Origin of the sequence: Cytobacillus praedii, from assembly GCF_001439605.1 — a bacterium.
In the GTDB taxonomy this organism is placed as follows: domain Bacteria; phylum Bacillota; class Bacilli; order Bacillales; family Cytobacillaceae; genus Cytobacillus; species Cytobacillus praedii.
This window is the reverse complement of the sequence record NZ_LMBX01000033.1, coordinates 32,826-54,582: the sequence shown is the minus strand read 5'-3', so window position 1 is coordinate 54,582 and position 21,757 is coordinate 32,826. Positions and strand designations below refer to the sequence as shown.

Below are 21,757 nucleotides of genomic sequence, written 5' to 3'. Positions count from 1 at the left end.
TAAGATTAGCTCTTAAGTTTTAAAACTTGTTTTAAACGTTGACGTTTTTTGTTCGTTCAGTTTTCAAAGAGCAATAATATTACATTAACCCGTCGCCCAAAAGCGACTTTATTAATATAACACACATCCTTGTTTTTAGTCAATAACTTTTTTGCAGTTATTCATTTGTTAATCTTGTTGTTTTTATAAGGACGAGTCCTAATATAACATGGATAAAAAATGTTTGCAATATAATTTTCCTCTTTTTCTCCCCCTTTTAATAAAAAAGCGGGCTGTAACCTTCTTTTCCAGGTTCAAGTTTATGGAATATACTATAAAAACAAGCTCCCATGTTCTATCAATTCAGGAGGTAAGTATGGTGGAGATCAAATTAAAAAGAATTTATGAACCGTATGATCAAATGGATGACTGTCGTATCTTAGTCGATCGTCTATGGCCAAGAGGGATATCTAAAGAGAAGGCAAAATTAACAATGTGGGCAAAAGAATTAGCCCCAAGCCATGAACTTCGAAAATGGTTCGGTCACAGAGCTGCATTATATGAAGAATTCCGTATCAAGTATCTCCAGGAGCTTAAAACAGATCCTATCAAGTCTAAATCCTTTGAAGAAATATATCAGATGGCTTTAACAAGAAAAATCACTCTACTATACGCTGCAAAGGACCCGTTTTATAACAATGCGTATATTTTAAAAGAAGAATTTCTCAAGATGGATGAAAACCGATTCAAGTAAATATTAATTAACCATAACAGATTTCATTTACCGAGGGGATAATTACTCCCATATCTCAAAACACTTATATTCACAAACTTATTAACAATTAAAATATGAAAAGAAAAGTAATCCACTGTTTTATTCACAGGTTGTGGATATCATTATCCTACTTATCCACAAAAAAAAAGATAAATACACTAAAGCTATCATACTTTTCCACTTAAACAAGATAGGTATAGGAATACAAGTTCTAGCATATGCTCTACTAACTCTATCTTTGGAAAGGTGTGATTCCTACTGGAAACAGCAGCATTATATATGTCTGTAATAATGGCAGTCTTCTTATTCTCCTATTCATATATAGAGGGAATGAAAATAGCTAACTCAGAAGGAAAGGTATATGGAGGAACTTTCATACTGTCAGTAACTGCTGCATGTATATTTACAGGTCTTTCTCATGTTTTTATATAATGAATTCAAAAAAGCTTGAGGGTACGGAGCACCCTCAAGCTTTACTAATTTCCAATAATTTAACGAAGATTTTCATTTAATATTGCAGAAATAGCAGCATCAACAAATTTTCCATTTTCAAAATATCGCTTCTTTAATACTCCCTCAACCTCAAAGCCATTTTTCTCAAGAACTCTTCTAGACGATTCGTTCCTGGGATCATAGAAGGCTTCAATTCTATTAAGCTGCATATGATTGAATCCATATTGGATGATTGCTTCAATTACTTCAGTCATAATCCCTTGCCTCCAAAAATCAGGATGCAGTTCATAACCTATTTCAACTTTGCGATGCTTTTCTTCAACTGCATGAAAGCCACACGTCCCTATTAACTGATCTTTTTCCTTTAAGGTAATTCCCCAGCGGATCTGTTTCCGTTCTGAATATCTTTGATGAAATCGATGAATAAGATCCTCTGCTTGCTTTTCAGAAGTAAACGATTCTAAATTATAGTATTTTGTCACTTCTTCTTTTGAAAAATAACTGTACATATTGGGTGCATCACTCAAACGAATTTCACGTAGTAATAGTCTATCGGTTTCTAGCAGAGGAAAGTCTATAAAAGCCATTTCAACTCCCATCCTTTACTCCCCCAATCATGTTTTTCTTCATTTCCTTCAATCGGATTCTGCGTTCATCTAATAAAAATAATGAAACTCCACCAATAACAATGGCTCCTCCAAGGGCTTGTGTCCAAACGACTGCTTCCTGTAGTAAGTAATAAGCTAATATCGCTGCACCAACCGGTTCGAATAATATGGCCATTGAAATTGTTGATGTACTAAGCCACTTTAACGACCAATTAAATAAGGTATGGCCAAGTAAATTTGGTATAAGTGCTAGAAGAATAAAGTAAACCCAATCACTAGTACCATAAGGAACTAAAGGTTCTTGCCTAATTAGTACATAGATAAAGAGTGTAATTGCGCTAATGCTGTATACGACAAATGTATAAGTGACTAATGATAATCTTTTTCTTACAGATTGGCCAAACATTAAATAGGCTGTTACTAACGCACAGGCGATTAAAGCCAGCATATCTCCAAAAAGGGCAGATCCGCTTATTTTGAAATCACCCCAGCTTATAATGACACTGCCAATAACTGCAACTAGCCCGCTCAATATTGCTTTCCAAGAAAACTTTTCTTTAAAGAAAAAGTAAGTCCCAATAAAAGCAAACAACGGCTGCAATGTCACCAGGACAGTCGAGCTTGCAACAGATGTGTAATTTAATGATTCAAACCATAGGATAAAGTGAAATGCTAAGAAAACGCCAGCTGCGATTGAGAAGATCCAATCCCGTCTTGTAATAAGCCGCAGCTCGGGAACATATTTTATTAGGAATACCGGTAACATAAATAGAACAGAAAAAAACATCCGATAAAACGCAATCACTCCAGATGGAGCAGTTGAAACTTTGACGAGGATAGCTGAAGTAGAAACGGAAATGACACCTATGGCCAAAACCGCATATGGATTTACTTTTGTGCCTGACATTCTGTATTCTCCTTGTTTCATTTAAGCTGTAAATTTTATTCTATTGTATATCTTTCAACTACTTTTTTCTATGATTTAATAAAATCCTATATATTTAATGTTATTTTCATAAAACAAATTAATATTTGGGTATACAATGGAATGTATCACTGCAGACAGGCCATTAATACCTTTTCAAAAAATTTATAAAGCGGGGATGTCATGAGCAATTTAGAATTGGAAATTTTAATAAAATTAGGGATATCCGCTTTTCTTGGTCTCGTTATTGGTATAGAACGCGAGCTAAAGAGAAAGCCTGTTGGATTAAAAACAAGCCTTGTTATCTCTATTGTAAGCTGTTTATTAACGATTGTATCAATCGAGTCAGCATATGCGTTTCCTGGAAAAGAAGGAATTAACATTACGATGGATCCGTTGCGGCTTGCTGCTCAAATCGTATCAGGTATCGGATTTTTAGGAGCCGGGGTGATTTTAAGAAGAGGAAATGACAGCATTTCTGGCCTTACCACGGCTGCATTAATTTGGGGAGCGGCAGGAATTGGCATTGCTGTCGGTGCTGGCTTCTATATAGAAGCCATGGCAGGGGTTGCCTTGTTAATTATTAGTGTTGAATTTATTCCATTTGTCATCACACTTGTTGGTCCAAGAAAATTAAGAGAAAAAGAAATTACTCTCCAACTTAAAGTAACGGAAAAAGAAAATATTAAGGATATCCTTTCTGCAATCAAAGAATTAAAAATATCGATTAAACGTGTCCGTATTAAAGATTTAGAAGAAAAAAAGCAGCTCATCCAGCTTATTGTGACTGTTAATCAGAAGAAAAGCATTACTGATGTTTATTACAGTGTTTCACAACTAAAAGGAGTTAAAAGTGTAGAAGTAGAGAGTATGAGCTGAACTTGTAAAGCCCGTCCTGATGGCTGGACGGGCTTTTAGCTATTTATCCTGCAGATTTATTATTGAGATCGCTCTCTTCTTTACATTTCTCTTCCCAGAAATCTGCCCCTTTAATTCCAACTTTAATTGGATCAAAAACCGGATCTAAGCCTGCTTTTTTCTGAGCTTCATAGTCCTTAAATACTTTGATTGCAGGCTTCGTTAGAAGCAAAATTGCAATGAGGTTGAGCCAAGCCATGCTCCCAAATCCTAGATCGCCAAGTGCCCATAATAATGATGCTGATTCAACACTTCCAAAGTAGACCATTCCTAGAAATACAATTTTCAAAATTGTTTTTAGCCAATTCATTTGCAGTTTTTTATCAAGAAAAACAAGAGTTGTTTCAGCAATATAGTAGTAAGCCATTAAGGTAGTAAAGGCAAAGAAGAAGATTGCAATAGAAACAAATAATGAGCCAACTCCTGGTAAAATACTTTCAACTGCCTCCTGTGTCCAAATCGGACCTGCTTCAATGCCCGCCATTTTATCAACGATTGGTTCTTGACCTTCCGGGGTAATGCTATACATACCTGTAATAAGAATCATTAGGGCAGTTGCTGTACAAACAACAATCGTATCAATATAAACAGAAAATCCTTGTACAAGCCCTTGCTTGGCTGGATGGGAAACTTCTGCAGCTGCAGAACTATAAGTTCCTTCACCGACCCCAGCTACATTGGAAAATACCGCTCTTTTGACTCCCCAGGCAATCGCTGCACCGATAATTCCACCAAATAGCTCGTTTGTTCCAAAAGCGCTCGTGATAATGAGAGCAAACATTGCCGGAACCTCAGTCACATTCGCAAATAAAATAATAAAGGTTACAACGACATACCCTAATGCCATAAAAGGAACTACTTTTTCTGCCACAGTTGCAATTCTTTTTACTCCTCCGAAAATGATTATTCCAAGTAAAAGGACTAAAACGATTCCAGTAATACTTTTATGAATGCCTGCTGTATTTTCAAATCCTGCCGCTATTGTATTTGCCTGTATACCAGGTACTAATATTCCATAGCAGAGAGTTACAACAATCGCAACCAATGCAGCAAACCACTTTATCTTTAACCCTTTTTCAATAAAATAAGGTGTACCCCCACGATATTGATTTCCTTCTTTGATTTTATAAACCTGGGCTAAGGTTGATTCGATAAAAGCACTCGCTCCTCCTAACAAAGCCATAATCCACATCCAAAATACAGCTCCAGGCCCGCCAAAAGCAATAGCCGTGGCAACCCCTGCTATATTTCCAATTCCCACTCGGCCGGCAAGGGCCATACAAAATGCCTGAAAGGAGGATACGCCTGTTTCTGAACTCTTTCCTTCAAATAACAATTTAATCATTTCTTTAAAATATCTTATTTGCACAAAACGTGTGGCTATCGAGAAAAACAATCCTGCTCCGAGTGCAAAAACGACTAACCCAAGACTCCATACTTGTCCAACTGCCCAATCTACTATTTTTTCCATCGAATGCCGTCCTTTCGATTAATTGAATCATGTGAATTTTCAGACTTATAAAACCAAAAAAAATTAGCTCATTTAAGAGGGTACGGATAGCCTCGTAAAGGAAGCTGCCCGCTCCTCATTTGTTAAGTTAAGAAGGACCGATACCTATTACTTCAATTTAACCCATACACATTTCACTTCTGTATAATTATCAAGTGCATAGGAGCCCATTTCACGTCCGATGCCTGATTGCTTATATCCGCCAAACGGAGCAGCTGCATCTTCAAGATTGTAATCATTGATCCATACGGTTCCCGCCTTTAATTTGTTGGCTACATAATGAGCGGTTTTAACATTCTCTGTCCATACGCCTGCAGCAAGCCCATATGGCGTATTATTTGCTCTTTCAATGACTTCCTCTACCGTATCAAATGGAAGCACGGCAACAACTGGCCCAAAGATTTCTTCCTTCGCAATCGTCATTTCATCTGTAACATCAGCAAAGATTGTCGGCTTAACAAAATAGCCTTTATCAAATGCCTTTTCCCCACCTGCAGCTACTCTTGCTCCTTCTGCTTTTCCTTTCTCAATATACCCTAGTACACGCTCTAGCTGTCTTTCAGAAACAAGAGGGCCCATTTCGGCTCCAGTTTCCATCCCTGCCCCTAGCTTTATACTGTTTGCCATTTCTGCAAGTTGGTCCACAACCTGATCATAGTGTTTTCTATGTACGAATACTCGGGAGCCGGCACTACAATTTTGTCCATGATTATACATAATCCCGTTAAATGCACCTGGAATGGCTTCTGATAAATCAGCATCCTCCATAATTATGTTAGGAGATTTTCCTCCAAGCTCTAGTGTAATATTCTTAATCGTTTCAGCCGCCTGACGCATAATATATTTTCCAGTAACGGTAGAGCCTGTAAAGGCAACCTTATCGACATCAGGATGATTAACAATCGCTGCGCCGGCTGTTTGGCCAAATCCTGGTACAAAATTAACAACTCCATCCGGGAAGCCTGCTTCTTTATAGAGCTGAGCGGTGTATAAAAGAGATAATGGCGTCTGTTCTGCTGGTTTAATCACAATCGTACATCCTGTAGCAAGTGCAGCACCCATTTTCCAGGCTGACATGACTAAAGGATAATTCCATGGGATAATCTGACCGACAACCCCAATTGGTTCATGTCTTGTATAGTTTAAGTAATCCTTTGATATCGGAAATGTCTGGCCTAGTATTTTCGTAGCCCAGCCTGCATAATAACGGTAATGCTCAACCGTAGCTGGAATATCGTCCTGAAGGGCAATCTGATAAGGTTTTCCATTATCAAGCGCTTCCAATTGTGCTAATTCTTCTCTATTTTCCTCTATTAAATCCGCTAGTTTATAAATTAATCTAGCTCTTTCAGCTGCACTTAGATCCGGCCAAGGTCCGAGCTCAAATGCCTGGCGTGCAGCTTTCACAGCTAAATCAACATCCTCTTCCTGTGCCTCGCTTACTAAAGCAAGAACCTCTTCTGTTGCTGGGTTAAACGTTTCAAACTTCTTTCCGCTTACTGACGGTACAGTTTTGCCATTAATATAAAGGTCAATATTTCCTTCAAGAAAAGCTTTCACCTTTGGTTTTAATTCGATTTGTGCAGTTAACAATTGATACGCCTCCTTTTAAGATAGACTCATTTAAACTGCTACACTCTTGTGGCAACAGCCAGGCTTGACAATATATCTTTAAGCTTTTGATCCTCTTCTGGGGATAGTCCTAATCGAGGGTGACGAGATGGTCCTCCTGCTTGACCAGTTAATTCCATTGCTCTTTTTACGATTTGTACATATTTCCCTGATCCTTCCAGGAAAGCGCAAAGTGGCAGAATGCGGTCATTGATTGCCCATGCTTCTTCAAGCTCTCCATTTTGAAAATGATTAAACATGTCCGTTACAAGCTTTGGCACAATATTCCCTGCAACTGAAATCCAACCTGTTGCACCAACAAAATAAGACTCCATAACAAGCTCTTCTGCCCCGCAGAAAACTTCAAAGTCCCCTTTTCCTTTTCTTGCTAAGTCTCTTACTTTCGTAATCTCTCCACTTGATTCTTTAATGTGTGTTACTCTTTCACACTCTTTTCCAATTTGCAGCATAAGGTCTGTACTCATATTGACTCCCGATGTAAATGGATTATTATAGAGCATAATTGGAAGGTTTACTGCATTTGAAATTTCTTTAAAGTGGAAGTAAATTTCATTTTCCTTTGGTTTACAATAATAAGAATTGATGATTAAGGCACAGTCTGCTCCTTGTGCTTCTGCCTGTTTCGTGTATTCTATTGTTTCTTTCGTTGTTTCGGCAGCAGTTCCAACAATGACAGGAATACGACCATTTACCTCCTTTAAAACCGTTTCAACGATTTGAAATTTTTCTTCTTTTGATAAACTGACAAACTCCCCTGTGCTTCCATTAATAACAATTCCTGCCACACCTTGATCTGCGAAGTAATTCACATTATTTTTTACTCCGCCCCAATCAATCTCCTGTGCATCTGTCATTGGTGTAATTAATACGGGGTAAGCGCCTCTAATTGCTGTCATTTCCTTTTTCCTCCTAGTTATATGTTATTTTTAGCAGCAGCCTATATTTTATCTGCCTATTTGAATGGATTATCAGCCAGTCAGTTTACTTTAATAAAAAACCTGCAGCCAGCGGATCTGTTGGATCTAAAACAAATGTCTGCATCCCAGTAATAAAACCACGGCTTGTTAAAGAAAACTGGTAACCGCTCTCTGATTGATTAGCTAATTGAACGGTTATGAAGCTATTAAAAATACTTTCATTTTTAAACGGTTGATTCATGGAGAATTCTCTGTCATCAAGTAAACTGGTGTAGCAGGCAGCGGTTGTTCCAAAGCCAGGGGAGCGCACAATGAAATTGTCTTTTCGGAAGGTAAGCGTTTTGATTCGTCCATTTGGCAAGAACGAATCATCCATTAAAACAGCCTCTTTAATCGATTGGTCTGAATTAAGGGCCTTATTCACTTCCTGCCCCCATTTTTGCACTTCAGCTAAATCCTCCATTCGGAGCTCGAAAGAGACATCTGATTTTTTAAAAATGGCATATAATTGGTCTGCTTGCACAAGGGTATAATGGGTATTTTTATATGGTATATTTGTTTGAACCACTTGACAGGGCTCACTTATTAATTCAACTGAAATAACCTCATCATTTTCTACCATTGCCCGTACAGAAATGATGCCGCTTACTGTTTCCAGTTTATATTCATTGGACTTTTTTGGAGGCAAATGACCACACTCCAGTAGAGCGGTAATTACTGCAACTGCACCGCCATATTGGAAAGGAACTGTTCCTTCATGAGTAAAAAATACAACAGCTGCATCCGCTTCACGACTAAATGGGGGAACAACTAAACAGCCATTTAAACCTGCAAACCCACGCGGTTCATTCAGTAAGAGCTTAATCATATCCGCATATATATGAGGAAATTCTTCATCTAATTGAGGCAAGCTTTGATAATAAATAAATGGTGCATCTTTAATAATACGAAACGCCTCTCCTGCTACATGGACATCTGTTGAGGTAAACGCCTTCTGAATTTTCATTTCACGTCCTCCATTTCATGTTCCTCCATTGGGGGAATGAGGAGAAACCCTTCTTTAAGCGGATCATCTTCGTTATAAAAGAATTTATGCATACCCATGAGCCAGGCTGATCCAGCAATTCGCGTCACAACTGCTGACACTCCGCTGACGTCTGATTCCTTAAGAACACAGCCTCGGAATAGTGAGCCAACAATGCTTTCATGGACAAAGTCTTCTCCGATACTAATTTCTTTCTTAGAGTAAAGCGCTGCCAATTTAGCCGAGGTTCCCGTCCCACATGGCGAGCGGTCGATTCCTCCTGGAGGAACAATGACTGTATTTTTCACATCTGCTTCTTCATGTGCCGGATCAGTGAAAAATTCTATATGTGTCAATCCACGTATAAATGGATGTTCTGGATGAACAATCTCTGTTGCTTCGTTAATCGTATTTCGAATGGTGATTGCTTTTTCAATAATTGCTGATGCATTCTCTGGCATTAATTCTAATCCGACCGATTTTGCATCGATTATGGCATAGAAATTACCTCCATATGCAATATCAGCATCAACGCGACCAATCCCTTCTACATCAACAGAAACACTTTTTAATAAAAAAGCTGGGATATTACAGAATGACACCTCTTTCGCTTTGCCGCTTTCAACAGTGATCTCTACTTCTACGAGACCAGCAGGTGTATCCAAGTTGATTGAAGTGATGGGCTCTTGAACAGGAATTAGCCCTGATTCTACTAAAGCTGTGCACACACCTATTGTGTCGTGCCCGCACATTGGCAAATATCCGCCTGTTTCAATATAGATCACACCGATATCAGCATCGGGATGACATGGATCGGTCAATAACGCTCCCGACATGACATCATGGCCCCTTGGTTCATTCATTAATAACTTGCGAATCCAATCAAACTCTCTTTTCACGTGGAGCATTTTTTCGGACATTGTTTCTCCCTTTAGTTCTGGAAGACCGCTAATCACGGTTCTCGTTGGATTGCCCCCTGTATGTGTATCGATGGTTGTAAAGACTCTATCTGCTCTCATCTCGCTAACACCCTTTCTGTAAAACGGTTAAATCTTAGCGGTTCGACTGGAATACATGTTTCTTTCCCATTAATAAGCTCTTCTATCACTTTCCCTGTAACAGCGGCAAGGCTAATACCATCCCCCTCATGACCAGCAGCAATATAATAGTTAGGAATATGATCCACCCTTGAAACAATCGGCAAATGGTCTTCTGTCCACGGGCGCAAGCCTGCATACGAACGAATCACCATCATATCGACCATTTTTGGATAAAATCGTATGGCTCGATTAGCAATGCATTTCAGTACCTCGTTATTCACTTTTGTATTAAATCCAACGAACTCCCTGCTGCTGCCTATAAGAAAGTTTTGACTTTCCGTTGGTTCAAAAACAAGTGCGACCCCATACTTTTCGGTTAAAGGATCCACATGGCGCTTCCCGCCAAATTTAGAAATTAAGTAACCAAACTCCATTACCTTTCTAGAACCCACATGCTGCTGCCTGGATGCTACAATAATATGGCCTTTTCTTGGCTGTATCGGAATGGACAGGTCTAGCATCTCTCCTAAATACGGAGCCCATATTCCTGCTGCATTCACAACATGATTTGCTGTAAAAACTCCTTTTGATGTTTCTACAGTGAAGGACCCCTTGTCCTCCTTTTTCATTGCTTGAACTTCAGTTTGCTTATACGCTTTAGCCCCGAATTTCTTGGCTGCATCGAGCAGTGAAAAGGCAAGAAGATAGGGGTTAACCGTAGAGTCCGTTGCACATTCGAGTCCGCCCAATAAATCATCCGCAAAAAACTTTGATTCCTGACGGATGTCCTGTCTGTCAAGCATGCGGAATGGAAGACCCGCGGCTTTTTGGCGGTCCACCCATTTCTGAGCTGCCTCCATCTCTTCATCTGTCTCACAAACAAGAATGCTTCCTGGTGCACGATATTCAAATGTATGAGCTAATTCCTTACTTAAATCATCAACTAATTTCTGACTGACTAGAGACATTTGACTATCAAAGCCTGGATCTTTATCAATAGCGAGAATGTTTCCGTCACACCTGGATGAGGTTCCGCTGACAAATTCTCCTTTCTCGAGTATCGCTACATCCATACCCGATTTAGAAGTATAATAGGCAATTGAACAGCCTATGATTCCACCGCCAATGATTAATACATCACAATGATTCACATCTACAATCTCCCTTCACTTGGCTGCTTAATGTATCTAATGCAAATAATGTGCCAACAGGCTTTTTTCAAAACATCCTACTCCTATATTAAAAATCCTCAGAAAATAGCCTTTCATTCTCTAGTAATTTTCTAAAAATTTGATAAACTAATGTACAATATTTTATACAGTGTATATTTTCTTTTACACTTCAAGGAGGAGATCTGTATGTTTTCTTTGCCAGCGATCAAAGAAATCATCGAAAATAAATTAATCGACTGGTCTTTCAAAGAATGTTTAACAGAGAAAAACGGAGAATTCTTTGTAGGAAAATCTGAAACACCAAGCCCGCATGTTTATATAGATGACCCTTTTGAAGCTTTAGTACAATCCGCTAAACACGGCTCCACGATAATTATTTTGGATTCAAGCAAGAGGCCAATAGGCCGAATTTCTGCGCTGCAAATGATCCATTTCCTACATAATTCTTATAATCAATTAAAAGCATTCTATGAGACTGTTATTCGTACGATGGATGCTTCAGTCACCGTTATTGATGACAATGAACATGTACAGACATGGACAGAAGGGGCCGAAAGGATTTTTTCAGTTAAACAAAGGGAAATCATCGGCAAACCTATCACTGATTTCTTTGAACCTAAAGATCTTGAGATTTTACACTCCCTATATAAAGGAAAAAAAATCACTGCTCAGCATCATCAGCCGCGTTCAGACTTATTTGTCTTAATCAATTCCAATCCAGTTTATTTTAATAATCAAATTATCGGGGCAGTTGTTTCGGAGACTGATATAACGAATCAAGTGGTATTAAACGAGAAGCTGTTTAATATGTCGACCGAGGTCCATCGTCTAGAGCAAGAGGTTGCTAAGTATAAGCATTCAACTGATCCCTTTAATTTAATTAAAGGGAATAGTCCGGCATTGCAAAGAACAGTTCAGCTCGCGAAAAAAGTATGCTCTGTGAAATCAACCGTTTTAATACTAGGGGAAAGCGGGGTTGGCAAAGAGGTCTTCGCAAAGGCTATACACGAAGCAAGCGAAAAGGATAATGCCCCTTTTATTTCGATAAATTGCGGAGCGATCCCAGCATCCTTATTTGAAAGTGAATTCTTTGGCTATGAACGGGGAGCCTTCTCCGGGGCAGATCAAAAAGGAAAGAAAGGAAAAATTGAACTAGCTAAAGGCGGCACCCTATTTCTTGATGAAATTGGCGAATTGCCTGTTGACATGCAGGTAAAGCTGCTGCGAGTACTTCAAGAAAGGAAATTTTACCGGGTTGGCGGGGAAAAGGAAATTGATACTAATTTCCGTGTAATTGCTGCTACAAACAGAAACTTAAGGGATTTGATGAATGAAGGACTATTTCGGGAAGATTTATATTATCGCCTCAACGTCGTGAGTATTCATATTCCTTCGTTAAGAGAAAGACGGGAAGATATTATTGAATTAACGCACTATTTTCTAAACGATTTCTCCATGCTCTATCAGCGCCCCATTCATCAGTTCTCACAAGAGGTCATGCAGGAACTGCTTCGTCATGACTGGCCAGGTAATATACGGGAGCTTCGCAATGTTGTTGAACGTCTTGTTGTCTTTGCGACAGATGGAGTGATTAGAAAGGAGTACTTGCCTTTCCATTCATTGCCTAGTTATAACGAAATAGCTAAAGAACCTGAACAATACCATTCAACCGATATAGACAACACCATTTTCCCATTGCAGGAGGAAATGGACCAGCATGAAAAAAAAGTGCTTGAAAAAGCGCTGCAAGTGGCAAATGGCAATAAATTAGAATGCGCCAAAAAGCTCGGCATCACTAGAGCAACTTTATATAATCGTTTAAAGCGCCTAGGAATTAATTAATCTATCTCCTCTATTTTGGTACGTTTTTTGCATAGTATTTTTATAGCAAGAAAATAGAGGAGGGTTTCGAATGAACAGCAATGAAGCAATTGTCGTCTGCCGGTGCGAAGAAGTTACTTATGGACAGCTCCGGACTACAGCGGAAGAACATCAATGCACAGCAAGGGAAATAAAATTACGAACAAGAGCAGGGATGGGTTTTTGCGGTGGACGAACTTGCAGAATCCCATTGGATCGAATCATTGAAGATGTCCTTCCAAATGTCTCCCAAGGGGATATTCCGCTAAAATACCAGCCGCCGATTCGCCCAGTATCATTTGGAACAGTAGGTGAAAAAAATGACTAGAATAATGGATCACCCGATATTAGGGAAATTAAACGATAGAAAAGCGATTCCATTTACGTTCGATGGAAAAACTTATGAAGCCCTAGAAAACGAAACCGTTGCAGCTGCCCTTTTAGCTAATGGCATCAGGACTTTAAGGATTCACGAGGAGAGCGGTACACCACGCGGAGTTTATTGCAATATTGGTCATTGTATGGAATGCCGTGTAACAGTGAATGACCAAGCAAATGTACGAGCTTGCTTAACTGTTGTCGAACAACACATGGTGATTGAAAGCGGCAAGCAGCATCCTACTATCGTAAAAAGGATGGTGGAGCAGCAATGATGGATGTAATTGTCATTGGCGCAGGACCAGCAGGCTTAGCTGGAGCCATCGCTTCCGCAAACTCTGGCTTAAAAGTAATAGTGATTGATGAATTTATAAAGCCTGGCGGCAGACTAATTGGACAGCTTCATCAGGAGCGGTCAGGTGAATGGTGGAACGGCATCGAAGAATCAGAGCGGCTTCATCAAGAGGCGATTACACTTTCGGTTGACATCCGCTGTGGTGTTTCCGTCTATAACTTAGAAAAAGACGGCGATCTTTGGAATGTGCATACAAGCATCGGGACAATAACCGTACCATTTGTCTTAATCGCAACAGGAGCAGCTGAATATCCCATTCCTCTACCGGGATGGACCTTGCCGGGCGTGATGTCCATTGGCGCGGCGCAAGTAATGACAAATGTTCACCGGGTTCAAGTTGGAAAAAAAGGGATCATTGTTGGAGCAAATATATTAGCCTTTGCCATTCTAAATGAGCTGCAACTGGCTGGCATTCATGTGGATCGGATTGTTCTGCCAGAAAAAGGCCCATTAAGCGGGAAAGCAGGAGAACCAGAGGAAGTCATGAAGTCGCTTCTACATGCTGCCCATCTGGCTCCCTCCCCCCTCTTACGAATAGGCAGCCGCTTCATGAAAAATGATTGGTTCCGTAAAACAGGTATGAAATTTTTCCCTAAAAACGGAGTTAAGGTAAATGGCACTCCCTTGCTTCTTCGCAAAGCTGCTATAGAAGTTATTGGAATGAAACAAGTAGAAGGTGTACGTGTAGCTGATACGGATGCGAATGGAACTATTATTCCCGGTACGGAAACTGTATATGAAGCTGATTTCGTTTGTATCGCAGGTGGTTTGTATCCCCTCGCCGAGCTTGCAGCCGTTGCAGGCTGCCCATTCCAATTTATTCATGAACTTGGCGGCCATGTACCTCACCATTCAGAAACAATGGAAACCCCGCTTGAAGGCCTGTTTGTTGCGGGCAATATTACTGGAATTGAAAGCGGAAAAATCGCCATAGCCCAAGGAACAACAGCTGGCTACTCGATTGCAAAACATGCTGGCAAATGCGGAGCTGTCATTGACGAGCAGCTAAATCAGGCCATACAAAATGTCCGTTTGATTCGAATGCAAGCAGCAATTCAATTTAATCCAGACATTGAAAGCGGGAGAAGGAAAATGTCTGAGCTGTGGGAAAAGCTCTATGAAAAGCCTGCAAATTTGCACTCCACGCAAAAGCTTGGATGAAAAAACGGATGCTTTTAATTAATGAAAAAAACATGAAGTTTATTTACAAAAGATTATATTTTATGTCAATCTTAATTAGAAAAAGGATAGGTGAACAGATAAAATTATCTGTTCACCTATCCTTTAATTCACAACCTACTTCCAAATTTCATCTAATTTATCCGAATAGAAATCAATGGCCGTTTTATTATCTATAATTTCAGCGTCGCTTGTCGTATCTATTAGACATTTTAGTAACAGCTCCATCGCTTTACTATGTTGATTTAAATTATATAATGTCATCGAATAAAATGTTTGAATGGCTCTATTATTAGGAAATAATTCGATTCCTTTTAGAAAGGTGATTTGTGATTTTTCATATTCTCCTAATGTTCGATAGGTACTTCCTAATCCCAGTAAGGCTCCTTCCAGCTCCTTAGAAGATAGCCCTAACTTGATTGCATTCTCGTAGAATGGAACTGCTTTCGCTTCTTCTCCCAACAAGTCAAAACTCCAAGCACATTGATAGTTAACTGACGCATTCTCTGGAAATGCCTCTACTAATTTTACTAGTATGTGATTAGACTCTGCATAATTCTTATTCTTACGTAAATTCATAGCATTCTCTAACTCTTTCTCCATTCCTCTCATCACCATTCCTTTATGTAATTATACCCCTTCTTCAAAGGAATTCTCACATATTATAGAACTCGCCTGCAGTTTAAGCAGATATTTATTTATACTTTAACACCTTGTACTAAACCTGCATTTTGTCTAATAGTTCCTAAGTCTTCTGTTTCATGTTCAATTTCTTTGTTTTCCTTATCAAAGCAGACTTTATATGCCTTAGCGTTTGATCTCGAGATTACTATTTTGCTAACCTCTTCCCCTGTATAATGAATGGCTACTCCATCATCTTCTGCTATTCCAGGTTTTATATTTTATTAGCTGCCAATAGTCTTTGATAGGAAGGTCTTCTATCCGGTTCCCATCGTAATACAGGCAATTACTGCCTTTTAAAAAACATAAGCATGTTAAAGATACAAGCTTATCCCCAAAGGAATCAGTAACGCCTTCTTCAAACCAGCAGATGGGGCCTGCACTAATACCAGCTTAAACAATTCCTTGCTCCCGTCCCTTTCTCAATATCTTATTGGAACCTTAAGGGCAGCAAGAATTAGTTAATTTTATTTCTTGTTTCTTCTTGTATGCCCATACAAGAATTAGGAATCCATAAATAGCAAGAATTCCAACGAAGCTTAAAATAAAAATTGCCGTTATGAATGAATAATGATAAATGGAGTGCCATGGAGCACCAAATATATAGGTTATTATTGGTATGAAAACGAATGAGCAAAGAAGAAGAAAAAATCCAGCTATATTCCATGACATATAATGAAAGCTCGTTTTCTTTTTCAAACGGTACAAGCTCAAACTTCCGCAAAAGGCAAATAGAATCGTTAATAATAAAGGAATCCATTGCATTTGATAATTCATCTTAATTAATTCCGGCATTTGTCCCCTTTCCATTATTGTTTTAATTCCTTCCCTCATTGAAAGAGTAGACATCGTTTCAGACATATCATTCTTATTCGTCAGCAAAATAAATCCATAATCATTCTTATGATTCATATACAATTCAGCTCTTGAATCAGGTGTTTCTCCCCCATGAAAAATATAAGGGTCCTCATTGTCAGTAGAAATTCTCCATCCTAGACCATAATACATCTCATCTTTTCTATGAACTTGAGGAGAAATATACTCCTTAAATAATTCATCTGATAATAAATCCTTACTATCTAACAAGAATAATAGATACTTAGCCATATCATTAGCTGAAGATGCAATATATCCATACGGGACACCGCTGTCATCGAAGATCATTTTACTTTTAATTGGCTTTCCAAAGAATGAATGATAGCCCGGTTGATAACCAAGTTTTGAAGCTTCTTCAAAACTTGATACGGTACGATTCATCCCGAGACTGGTATAGATTTCAGTATCCATGAAATCAGAAAATGTCTCACCTGTAATTTTTTCTATAATTCTTCCTAAAAGCAGATAATTTGCTGCACTATATTGATGAACTGAACCGGGTTCATAAGTAAGTTTTACATGATTTAGTTTCTTTACCGCTTCACTTATTGCTTTTTCCCCTCTTAAATTTTGATCTGCTATTTTCAAGCCTTCATAAGAGCTAATTCCACTCGTATGGGTAAGTAAATTTCTGATAGTAATTTTTTTATCAAAGCCTTTTACATTGTATTGAAAGGATGGAAGATAATAATCAATTTCCTGATCAAGCTCAATCATTCCTTTCTCAACTAATTTCATAATAGCAAGACTTGTTAAAGGTTTACTAACTGAACCTATCGTAAACAGCGTGTCTTCCGTTACAGGATCACCATTTCCCTGTATCCCCCAACTTTTTTGAAACCAAAGTTGTCCTTCTCGAACAATTGCGAGAGAAGCCCCTGGAATTTGATACTTATCTAATGCTGTTTCCATATACTTTTCAATTAATTCAATTTGTTTTTGACTGTCTGCATTCGTATGCAATGGAAAAATAAGAATGAAACATACAAATGTGAATAGGTATCTTTTCATTTTCCATTTCCTCTCTATTTGATAATTATTTGTTTGGTCAACCAACCAATAAAATCTTAAAATTTGAAGTCTATTTCTTCAAATAGACTTCAAATAAATCTTTTAGTAATTGATATGCTTTATCTGAATCAAATGTTGGATCAATAATCTTTTGAAGAGCCAGACCATCAAAACAAGCTAAAAGTATGCTTGCAAATATTTCAGGATCTCCATTGCTTTCACCAAGTTTTTTTATCGGTAGAGATAAACTATCTCTCCCATCTTTCAAAATCTTTGCTGCTTCTAATTGCAAATCATTACTCTTTAGTCCAAGTGAATAAATTTCGTACCGCCACCGATACCAATCTGGGTCTGTTTCTGCCCTTGTTTTTATCTCTTCTAAAGCATTATGCAGGGATAATGAATTTACCTCTTTATTTTTATACAGTTGATGGTACTGTTCTTGAACGTGTTTCTGAACAGAGAGCAGCACTTCTAACTTATTTTCAAAATAATAATGCACTAATCCTGGAGCTACGTTTGCTTCATTAGCAATATCTTTAATTGAAGCATTTATATAGCCCTTCTTTGCAAAAACGATATAAGCTGCTTCAATTATACGTTTTTTCTTATCTTCCTTACTCATAAGCCACCTCTTTTAATTGGTTAACCAACCAAATTATATAATTCAGTTATTTAATAGTCAATTTTCTTTTCAGTTTTCAAAAATCAAGTGCAACTAACAACCTCAATTAAAGAAGGGACTGCCTTAGTCAGTCCCTTCTTTAATTGTTATAAAAGCAGTCTATTAAGCTTCCAATTTCATCAATGCACCAAAATACTGTGAAGCACTGCTAAAGGTAATAAAAGCGCATAGTTCACTTATTTCCTCTTCACTGAAACATTCCTTCAGTATTTTAAACATTGAGTCCCCAATTTCTCCCCTCATTTTTAAAAATACTTCAGCAAAACCTACTGCCATAGATATTCTTTCATTAAACTTATCTGGCTCTGGTCTGCCTTTCGCTTTACAATACTCACATCCGTTACTTTGTGCTAAAGTTCGTCTGACTTGCTCCTTTAATGCAGCAGAGAGCAGTCCATCTTTTTCTAACACATCTCCTAAGGTTCCCCATGCATCCATTACCTCTTTATTATGTCCTAACAATCTTTGAAATGGTGTTTTCCCAAAATTTGATTCTACAATCCTTGCCATAAAAGCACCTCCTCTTTATATTAATTATAGAAAATAAAAATACTATTTTTAATTAAGCTTTTAACATAAAAGAAGAAATTACATATGAATTTTAACGAATTACGGGGGATTTACAATAAAAATGAAAATTGATGATACTGATAAAAAAATATTAGATGAATTACAAAATAATAGCCGCTTATCAATGAGTGAGCTTGGAAGGAGGATTAATCTATCTTCGCCGTCTGCAACTGAGCGAGTCCGACAGATGGAATCATTTGGATTAATAAAAAAATACACATTAGAAATTGATTACGAGACATTAGGTCTGCCTATCCAATGCATAATAGAGGCAACTGTTAAAAATGGTGATTATCAATCCTTTAAAAGATATATTGAAAAACTTTCAAATGTAGAATTTTGTTATCGTATTGCTGGAAATGCTTGTTATATGTTAAAAATGCATTTTGAAACATTTGCTAAAGCAGAGGAATTCATTGATCATATAAGCCCATTTGCACAAACTGTAACACATTTTATCTTTTCAAAAGTTTCAACAAATCTAAGATTCTCTCCAGACTAATTATTTTATACCTATTATCTTTCAATAAAAAAGCACAATTAGATGCATTTCATAACAAGGAACTTCCTATAATTCCATTAAAAAAGGCGATCTATTTATTAAGATGCGCCTTCTTACAATAGGAGTTTACGTTTATTTTTCCGGACCCTGTGCAAGGGATGTTCTATCAATTGCTTCTGGCTGTTTCTCCATCCACCCATGTTTAACCATAATTTTGTAGCACATCATACCTGCTTCCATGGCATGATTAAATACGGTATAGTAATTTAAAATAATATCCGAGCGAAAGCTTGAACCTAATGCCGCACCATAGTAAGAAAGAGCCGCATTTACTAAAAATGCTGCGTGAAACATTAGCAATTTGTCTGAAAACGGACTTACTGTTGCATCTGTAATTTCAGCATCCCATCTCTCAGGTATAGGCAAATGTTCTTGTTGTAATAGTGAGTCAAAGCTTTGTACATCTTTCTCTGCTAATTTTACGTTTTTCAGCATAAAATTGCGTACTTCTTCCAGCTTCGCCACCTGACTAAAAGCGAGACTTAGCGACATAATAAATCCTGTTTTCTTTGAATTAAAGAAAATAGTACTAAGTTCTGAACTATTGAGTGGTCTTTTATCTCCAATTAAGTTAGAAATGATTCCTATAGATTCAATCAATTCCCCCCCAGCAGAAGGTGGTATAGCAGGAACACTTGAGAAATTAGGGAAAGTTTTCGACAGCGTCACTATTTGCTGAAATAATTCTTTAGATGTTGCTGTACATTCAAAGAAATAATCTTGGATATCTTTTCGTTCTGTATTTGTAGTCGCTAAGCTATAAGCAGTTAAGCCATGTATCGTCATAATATATGAGTAAAACAATAGATATTGATCAGAAAACAGACGTGGAGCTTTAAGGTTCACATCCTTTTCCGTAAATCCTTGTGGAGCTTGGAAATTTGCACTTTGCAAGAATTTTGGTATTTTGGTGATATGACCCTCGGCTAACACCAATGAACGCTCTATAATTTGTTTTATCTCTTCATTCTCTACAATTTTAAGAAAGTATTTATACACACAGATTGCCATACTGTCACCCAAGTACTGGAGCCATAAAGCAGATACTTCTGCAGCAGTTAATGAGTTTTTCTTTGTATCCCTAAAAAAACCCAAGAAAATCCCCCCAAATATGTATTACTTTGAAGTTATTTTATGGTATTAGTTAGGAAGTATACTCTTAAATAAAAAGAACTCCCTATTAGAACTATACAAAAATTCTAATAGGGAGCTTCACTGCAATCATATCTGGAAAAGCATCATTCCTAGCCGATTCGCTTGAACTCAGTCGGAAAGGAAGTCAGTAGCTTTCCATGTCCATTTTCATCAATATATACATTTTCCTCAATGCGCACACCTCCATAGCCAGGAATATAAATACCAGGTTCAATTGTAAACAAGAATCCCCTCTCTACTAATAAATCATTGTTTTCATGAACAGAAGGCTCTTCATGTACATCGATTCCAAGCCCGTGCCCTACACGATTATTAAAATATTGTCCATATCCCGCATCTTTAATGACGTTTCGTGCTGCAATATCAAGCTGCCCAATTGCAATCCCCGCTTTTGCCGCTTCTACACCTGCTTGAGTCGCCTTGCGAACAATATCGTAAATTTCTCGTTGCTTCACTGTTTCTTCTCCCACTACGAACGTTCTTGTAATATCTGAACAATATCCATCAACAATAACCCCCATATCAATTAGTAAAAAATCACCTCTATTTATCGTCTTACTATCAGGACGCCCATGTGGCAACGCAGCTTTCGCACCTGATAGTACAATAGATGAAAAGGAGGGGCCATCAGCGCCAAACTTTCTCATTAAATATTCAAGCTCCGCAGTTAACTCCTGCTCTGCCATACCCACCTTCGCCTTTTTAATTCCCTCTTCCATTACTTTTTCAATCACATGAATAGCATGCTCGACCTTACTGCATTCTTCTTTTGTTTTTCTCATTCTTTGTGAAGCAATGAAATCACCAATATTTACGTATCGGAAGTTTTGAAAACTATTATGTAACTGTTCCTGCTGGAATAATGAAATCACTTTTGTCTCTAAACCAATCGTTTTAACTCCTTCACCTATCGTATCCTTTAATACTTTGTAGGGATTGACCTCATCTGAAATAGGCACAATTCGTTTAATATATGAATCACCCTCAGCTATTTCCAGATCTAGGGATGGTACGAATAAATATTGGCTTTGCTTGTTACGATCAATAACCAAGGCCATAAATCTCTCATGTGGATCAGAATTAAAGCCTGTATAATAGAAAACGTTTTTCGGGTCTTTTATAATTGCTAAATCTACATCTAGAGTATCCAAAAAATTGGTTAACGCTGTTAATCTGCTCTGATATTGTTCCTTCATATGATCATCCCCTGACTTTTATTTTTAGCATATGAATCTTCCTAATATTCATAATTTAATTATGCAATATTTATGCCAAAACATATATCATCAAATTGTTGCAGCAATTATTTAATGTCAGACGAACTGGCGTTTTGCATTAAAATTCTCCTTGCCAAAATCCTTGGTTGTCGTTATAATTTTTCTTGTATCCATTATCTGGGGCATTAGCTCAGCTGGGAGAGCGCTACGCTGGCAGCGTAGAGGTCAGGGGTTCGAGCCCCCTATGCTCCATATTGATATAAAGCCATTTCTCA

The 21,757-nt window shown here is 38.0% G+C and carries 21 protein-coding genes and 1 tRNA gene; 8 read left to right on the top strand and 14 right to left on the bottom strand.

The features are described 5' to 3' along the window. Positions 1 to 355: 355 nt before the first annotated feature. Complete coding sequence (locus ASU02_RS22985; protein ID WP_057767761.1) at positions 356 to 733, top strand: DUF488 domain-containing protein; 378 nt, start codon at positions 356 to 358, stop codon at positions 731 to 733. A 512-nt stretch (positions 734 to 1,245) separates the two neighbouring features. Here the strand turns inward: ASU02_RS22985 and ASU02_RS22980 are convergent. Together ASU02_RS22980 and ASU02_RS22975 are read right to left on the bottom strand one after the other, a co-directional pair. Beyond that, positions 1,246 to 1,806, bottom strand: a complete 561-nt coding sequence (locus ASU02_RS22980) for a GNAT family N-acetyltransferase (protein ID WP_082631914.1) — start codon at positions 1,804 to 1,806, stop codon at positions 1,246 to 1,248. Next, the gene (locus ASU02_RS22975) at positions 1,796 to 2,722 is read right to left on the bottom strand and encodes a DMT family transporter (protein ID WP_057767760.1); all 927 of its coding nucleotides are present in this window, start codon (positions 2,720 to 2,722) and stop codon (positions 1,796 to 1,798) included. Before ASU02_RS22975 ends, ASU02_RS22980 begins: the two co-directional genes overlap by 11 nt. 201 nt (positions 2,723 to 2,923) lie before the next feature. On the opposite strand from ASU02_RS22975, the gene ASU02_RS22970 reads away from it, so the two are divergent. Further along, positions 2,924 to 3,619, top strand: a complete 696-nt coding sequence (locus ASU02_RS22970) for an MgtC/SapB family protein (protein ID WP_057767759.1) — start codon at positions 2,924 to 2,926, stop codon at positions 3,617 to 3,619. Between the two features lie 43 nt (positions 3,620 to 3,662). Here ASU02_RS22970 and ASU02_RS22965 read toward each other — a convergent pair whose 3' ends face one another. The 6 genes from ASU02_RS22965 to ASU02_RS22940 all read right to left on the bottom strand — a co-directional run bounded on the left by ASU02_RS22965 (position 3,663) and on the right by ASU02_RS22940 (position 10,932). Next, positions 3,663 to 5,129 (bottom strand): alanine/glycine:cation symporter family protein, encoded by a 1,467-nt coding sequence (locus ASU02_RS22965; protein WP_057767758.1) that lies wholly within the window; start codon positions 5,127 to 5,129, stop codon positions 3,663 to 3,665. Between the two features lie 147 nt (positions 5,130 to 5,276). Next, on the bottom strand, positions 5,277 to 6,761 hold the full coding sequence (locus ASU02_RS22960) for an aldehyde dehydrogenase family protein (RefSeq protein WP_057767757.1): 1,485 nt from the start codon (positions 6,759 to 6,761) through the stop codon (positions 5,277 to 5,279). Positions 6,762 to 6,799: 38 nt separating this feature from the next. Beyond that, complete coding sequence (dapA, locus tag ASU02_RS22955) at positions 6,800 to 7,696, bottom strand: 4-hydroxy-tetrahydrodipicolinate synthase (RefSeq protein ID WP_057767756.1); 897 nt, start codon at positions 7,694 to 7,696, stop codon at positions 6,800 to 6,802. Positions 7,697 to 7,781: 85 nt separating this feature from the next. Then, the gene (locus ASU02_RS22950; RefSeq protein ID WP_057767755.1) at positions 7,782 to 8,723 is read right to left on the bottom strand and encodes a proline racemase family protein; all 942 of its coding nucleotides are present in this window, start codon (positions 8,721 to 8,723) and stop codon (positions 7,782 to 7,784) included. Further along, entirely contained in the window at positions 8,720 to 9,760 is a 1,041-nt protein-coding gene (locus tag ASU02_RS22945; protein ID WP_057767754.1) for a proline racemase family protein, read from the bottom strand. The genes ASU02_RS22950 and ASU02_RS22945 overlap by 4 nt, the downstream gene beginning before the upstream one ends. Further along, on the bottom strand, positions 9,757 to 10,932 hold the full coding sequence (locus tag ASU02_RS22940; protein ID WP_057767753.1) for an NAD(P)/FAD-dependent oxidoreductase: 1,176 nt from the start codon (positions 10,930 to 10,932) through the stop codon (positions 9,757 to 9,759). The genes ASU02_RS22945 and ASU02_RS22940 overlap by 4 nt, the downstream gene beginning before the upstream one ends. A 207-nt stretch (positions 10,933 to 11,139) precedes the next feature. Between ASU02_RS22940 and ASU02_RS22935 the strand changes: the two genes are divergently transcribed. The 4 genes from ASU02_RS22935 (at position 11,140) to ASU02_RS22920 (ending at position 14,707) form a co-directional block, all read left to right on the top strand. Continuing rightward, positions 11,140 to 12,795 (top strand): sigma-54 interaction domain-containing protein, encoded by a 1,656-nt coding sequence (locus ASU02_RS22935; RefSeq protein ID WP_057767752.1) that lies wholly within the window; start codon positions 11,140 to 11,142, stop codon positions 12,793 to 12,795. Positions 12,796 to 12,865: 70 nt separating this feature from the next. Further along, a complete protein-coding gene (locus ASU02_RS22930) occupies positions 12,866 to 13,141 on the top strand; it encodes a (2Fe-2S)-binding protein (RefSeq protein WP_057767751.1) in 276 nt (91 codons plus the stop codon). Further along, on the top strand, positions 13,134 to 13,466 hold the full coding sequence (locus tag ASU02_RS22925; protein ID WP_057767750.1) for a (2Fe-2S)-binding protein: 333 nt from the start codon (positions 13,134 to 13,136) through the stop codon (positions 13,464 to 13,466). Before ASU02_RS22930 ends, ASU02_RS22925 begins: the two co-directional genes overlap by 8 nt. Continuing rightward, positions 13,463 to 14,707, top strand: coding sequence for an NAD(P)/FAD-dependent oxidoreductase (locus tag ASU02_RS22920; RefSeq protein WP_057767749.1), 1,245 nt, complete (start codon positions 13,463 to 13,465; stop codon positions 14,705 to 14,707). The genes ASU02_RS22925 and ASU02_RS22920 overlap by 4 nt, the downstream gene beginning before the upstream one ends. 135 nt (positions 14,708 to 14,842) lie before the next feature. Here the strand turns inward: ASU02_RS22920 and ASU02_RS22915 are convergent, their stop codons facing one another. The 4 genes from ASU02_RS22915 to ASU02_RS22900 form a co-directional block, all read right to left on the bottom strand. After that, positions 14,843 to 15,328: a tetratricopeptide repeat protein gene (locus tag ASU02_RS22915; protein WP_057767748.1), complete on the bottom strand. Its 486-nt coding sequence runs from the start codon at positions 15,326 to 15,328 to the stop codon at positions 14,843 to 14,845. A gap of 519 nt (positions 15,329 to 15,847) precedes the next feature. Further along, positions 15,848 to 17,293 carry a serine hydrolase domain-containing protein gene (locus ASU02_RS22910; RefSeq protein ID WP_057767747.1) on the bottom strand — a complete coding sequence of 482 codons (1,446 nt, stop codon included), beginning with the start codon at positions 17,291 to 17,293 and terminating at the stop codon, positions 15,848 to 15,850. Between the two features lie 70 nt (positions 17,294 to 17,363). Then, positions 17,364 to 17,918 carry a TetR/AcrR family transcriptional regulator gene (locus ASU02_RS22905; RefSeq protein WP_057767746.1) on the bottom strand — a complete coding sequence of 185 codons (555 nt, stop codon included), beginning with the start codon at positions 17,916 to 17,918 and terminating at the stop codon, positions 17,364 to 17,366. Between the two features lie 162 nt (positions 17,919 to 18,080). Next, entirely contained in the window at positions 18,081 to 18,488 is a 408-nt protein-coding gene (locus ASU02_RS22900) for a carboxymuconolactone decarboxylase family protein (RefSeq protein ID WP_057767745.1), read from the bottom strand. A 121-nt stretch (positions 18,489 to 18,609) separates the two neighbouring features. Here ASU02_RS22900 and ASU02_RS22895 point away from each other — a divergent pair, with 121 nt between their 5' ends. Then, entirely contained in the window at positions 18,610 to 19,050 is a 441-nt protein-coding gene (locus tag ASU02_RS22895) for an Lrp/AsnC family transcriptional regulator (RefSeq protein ID WP_057767744.1), read from the top strand. A 132-nt stretch (positions 19,051 to 19,182) separates the two neighbouring features. Here the strand turns inward: ASU02_RS22895 and ASU02_RS22890 are convergent, their stop codons facing one another. Further along, the gene (locus ASU02_RS22890; RefSeq protein WP_057767743.1) at positions 19,183 to 20,205 is read right to left on the bottom strand and encodes a DUF3231 family protein; all 1,023 of its coding nucleotides are present in this window, start codon (positions 20,203 to 20,205) and stop codon (positions 19,183 to 19,185) included. 149 nt (positions 20,206 to 20,354) lie between these two features. Next, positions 20,355 to 21,461: a M24 family metallopeptidase gene (locus ASU02_RS22885; protein ID WP_057767742.1), complete on the bottom strand. Its 1,107-nt coding sequence runs from the start codon at positions 21,459 to 21,461 to the stop codon at positions 20,355 to 20,357. 200 nt (positions 21,462 to 21,661) lie between these two features. On the opposite strand from ASU02_RS22885, the gene ASU02_RS22880 reads away from it, so the two are divergent. Next, positions 21,662 to 21,734: transfer RNA gene (locus tag ASU02_RS22880), tRNA-Ala, on the top strand. Positions 21,735 to 21,757: the final 23 nt, after the last annotated feature.

Excerpts from the sequence above, each read along its gene's own strand:
- ASU02_RS22985 (WP_057767761.1), top strand. The coding sequence starts at position 356 with ATGGTGGAGATCAAATTAAAAAGAATTTATGAACCGTATGATCAAATG.
- ASU02_RS22980 (WP_082631914.1), bottom strand. The coding sequence starts at position 1,806 with ATGGGAGTTGAAATGGCTTTTATAGACTTTCCTCTGCTAGAAACCGAT.
- ASU02_RS22975 (WP_057767760.1), bottom strand. The coding sequence starts at position 2,722 with ATGTCAGGCACAAAAGTAAATCCATATGCGGTTTTGGCCATAGGTGTC.
- ASU02_RS22970 (WP_057767759.1), top strand. The coding sequence starts at position 2,924 with ATGAGCAATTTAGAATTGGAAATTTTAATAAAATTAGGGATATCCGCT.
- ASU02_RS22965 (WP_057767758.1), bottom strand. The coding sequence starts at position 5,129 with ATGGAAAAAATAGTAGATTGGGCAGTTGGACAAGTATGGAGTCTTGGG.
- dapA (WP_057767756.1), bottom strand. The coding sequence starts at position 7,696 with ATGACAGCAATTAGAGGCGCTTACCCCGTATTAATTACACCAATGACA.
- ASU02_RS22950 (WP_057767755.1), bottom strand. The coding sequence starts at position 8,723 with ATGAAAATTCAGAAGGCGTTTACCTCAACAGATGTCCATGTAGCAGGA.
- ASU02_RS22945 (WP_057767754.1), bottom strand. The coding sequence starts at position 9,760 with ATGAGAGCAGATAGAGTCTTTACAACCATCGATACACATACAGGGGGC.
- ASU02_RS22935 (WP_057767752.1), top strand. The coding sequence starts at position 11,140 with ATGTTTTCTTTGCCAGCGATCAAAGAAATCATCGAAAATAAATTAATC.
- ASU02_RS22930 (WP_057767751.1), top strand. The coding sequence starts at position 12,866 with ATGAACAGCAATGAAGCAATTGTCGTCTGCCGGTGCGAAGAAGTTACT.
- ASU02_RS22925 (WP_057767750.1), top strand. The coding sequence starts at position 13,134 with ATGACTAGAATAATGGATCACCCGATATTAGGGAAATTAAACGATAGA.
- ASU02_RS22920 (WP_057767749.1), top strand. The coding sequence starts at position 13,463 with ATGATGGATGTAATTGTCATTGGCGCAGGACCAGCAGGCTTAGCTGGA.
- ASU02_RS22915 (WP_057767748.1), bottom strand. The coding sequence starts at position 15,328 with ATGGAGAAAGAGTTAGAGAATGCTATGAATTTACGTAAGAATAAGAAT.
- ASU02_RS22910 (WP_057767747.1), bottom strand. The coding sequence starts at position 17,293 with ATGAAAAGATACCTATTCACATTTGTATGTTTCATTCTTATTTTTCCA.
- ASU02_RS22905 (WP_057767746.1), bottom strand. The coding sequence starts at position 17,918 with ATGAGTAAGGAAGATAAGAAAAAACGTATAATTGAAGCAGCTTATATC.
- ASU02_RS22900 (WP_057767745.1), bottom strand. The coding sequence starts at position 18,488 with ATGGCAAGGATTGTAGAATCAAATTTTGGGAAAACACCATTTCAAAGA.
- ASU02_RS22895 (WP_057767744.1), top strand. The coding sequence starts at position 18,610 with ATGAAAATTGATGATACTGATAAAAAAATATTAGATGAATTACAAAAT.
- ASU02_RS22885 (WP_057767742.1), bottom strand. The coding sequence starts at position 21,461 with ATGAAGGAACAATATCAGAGCAGATTAACAGCGTTAACCAATTTTTTG.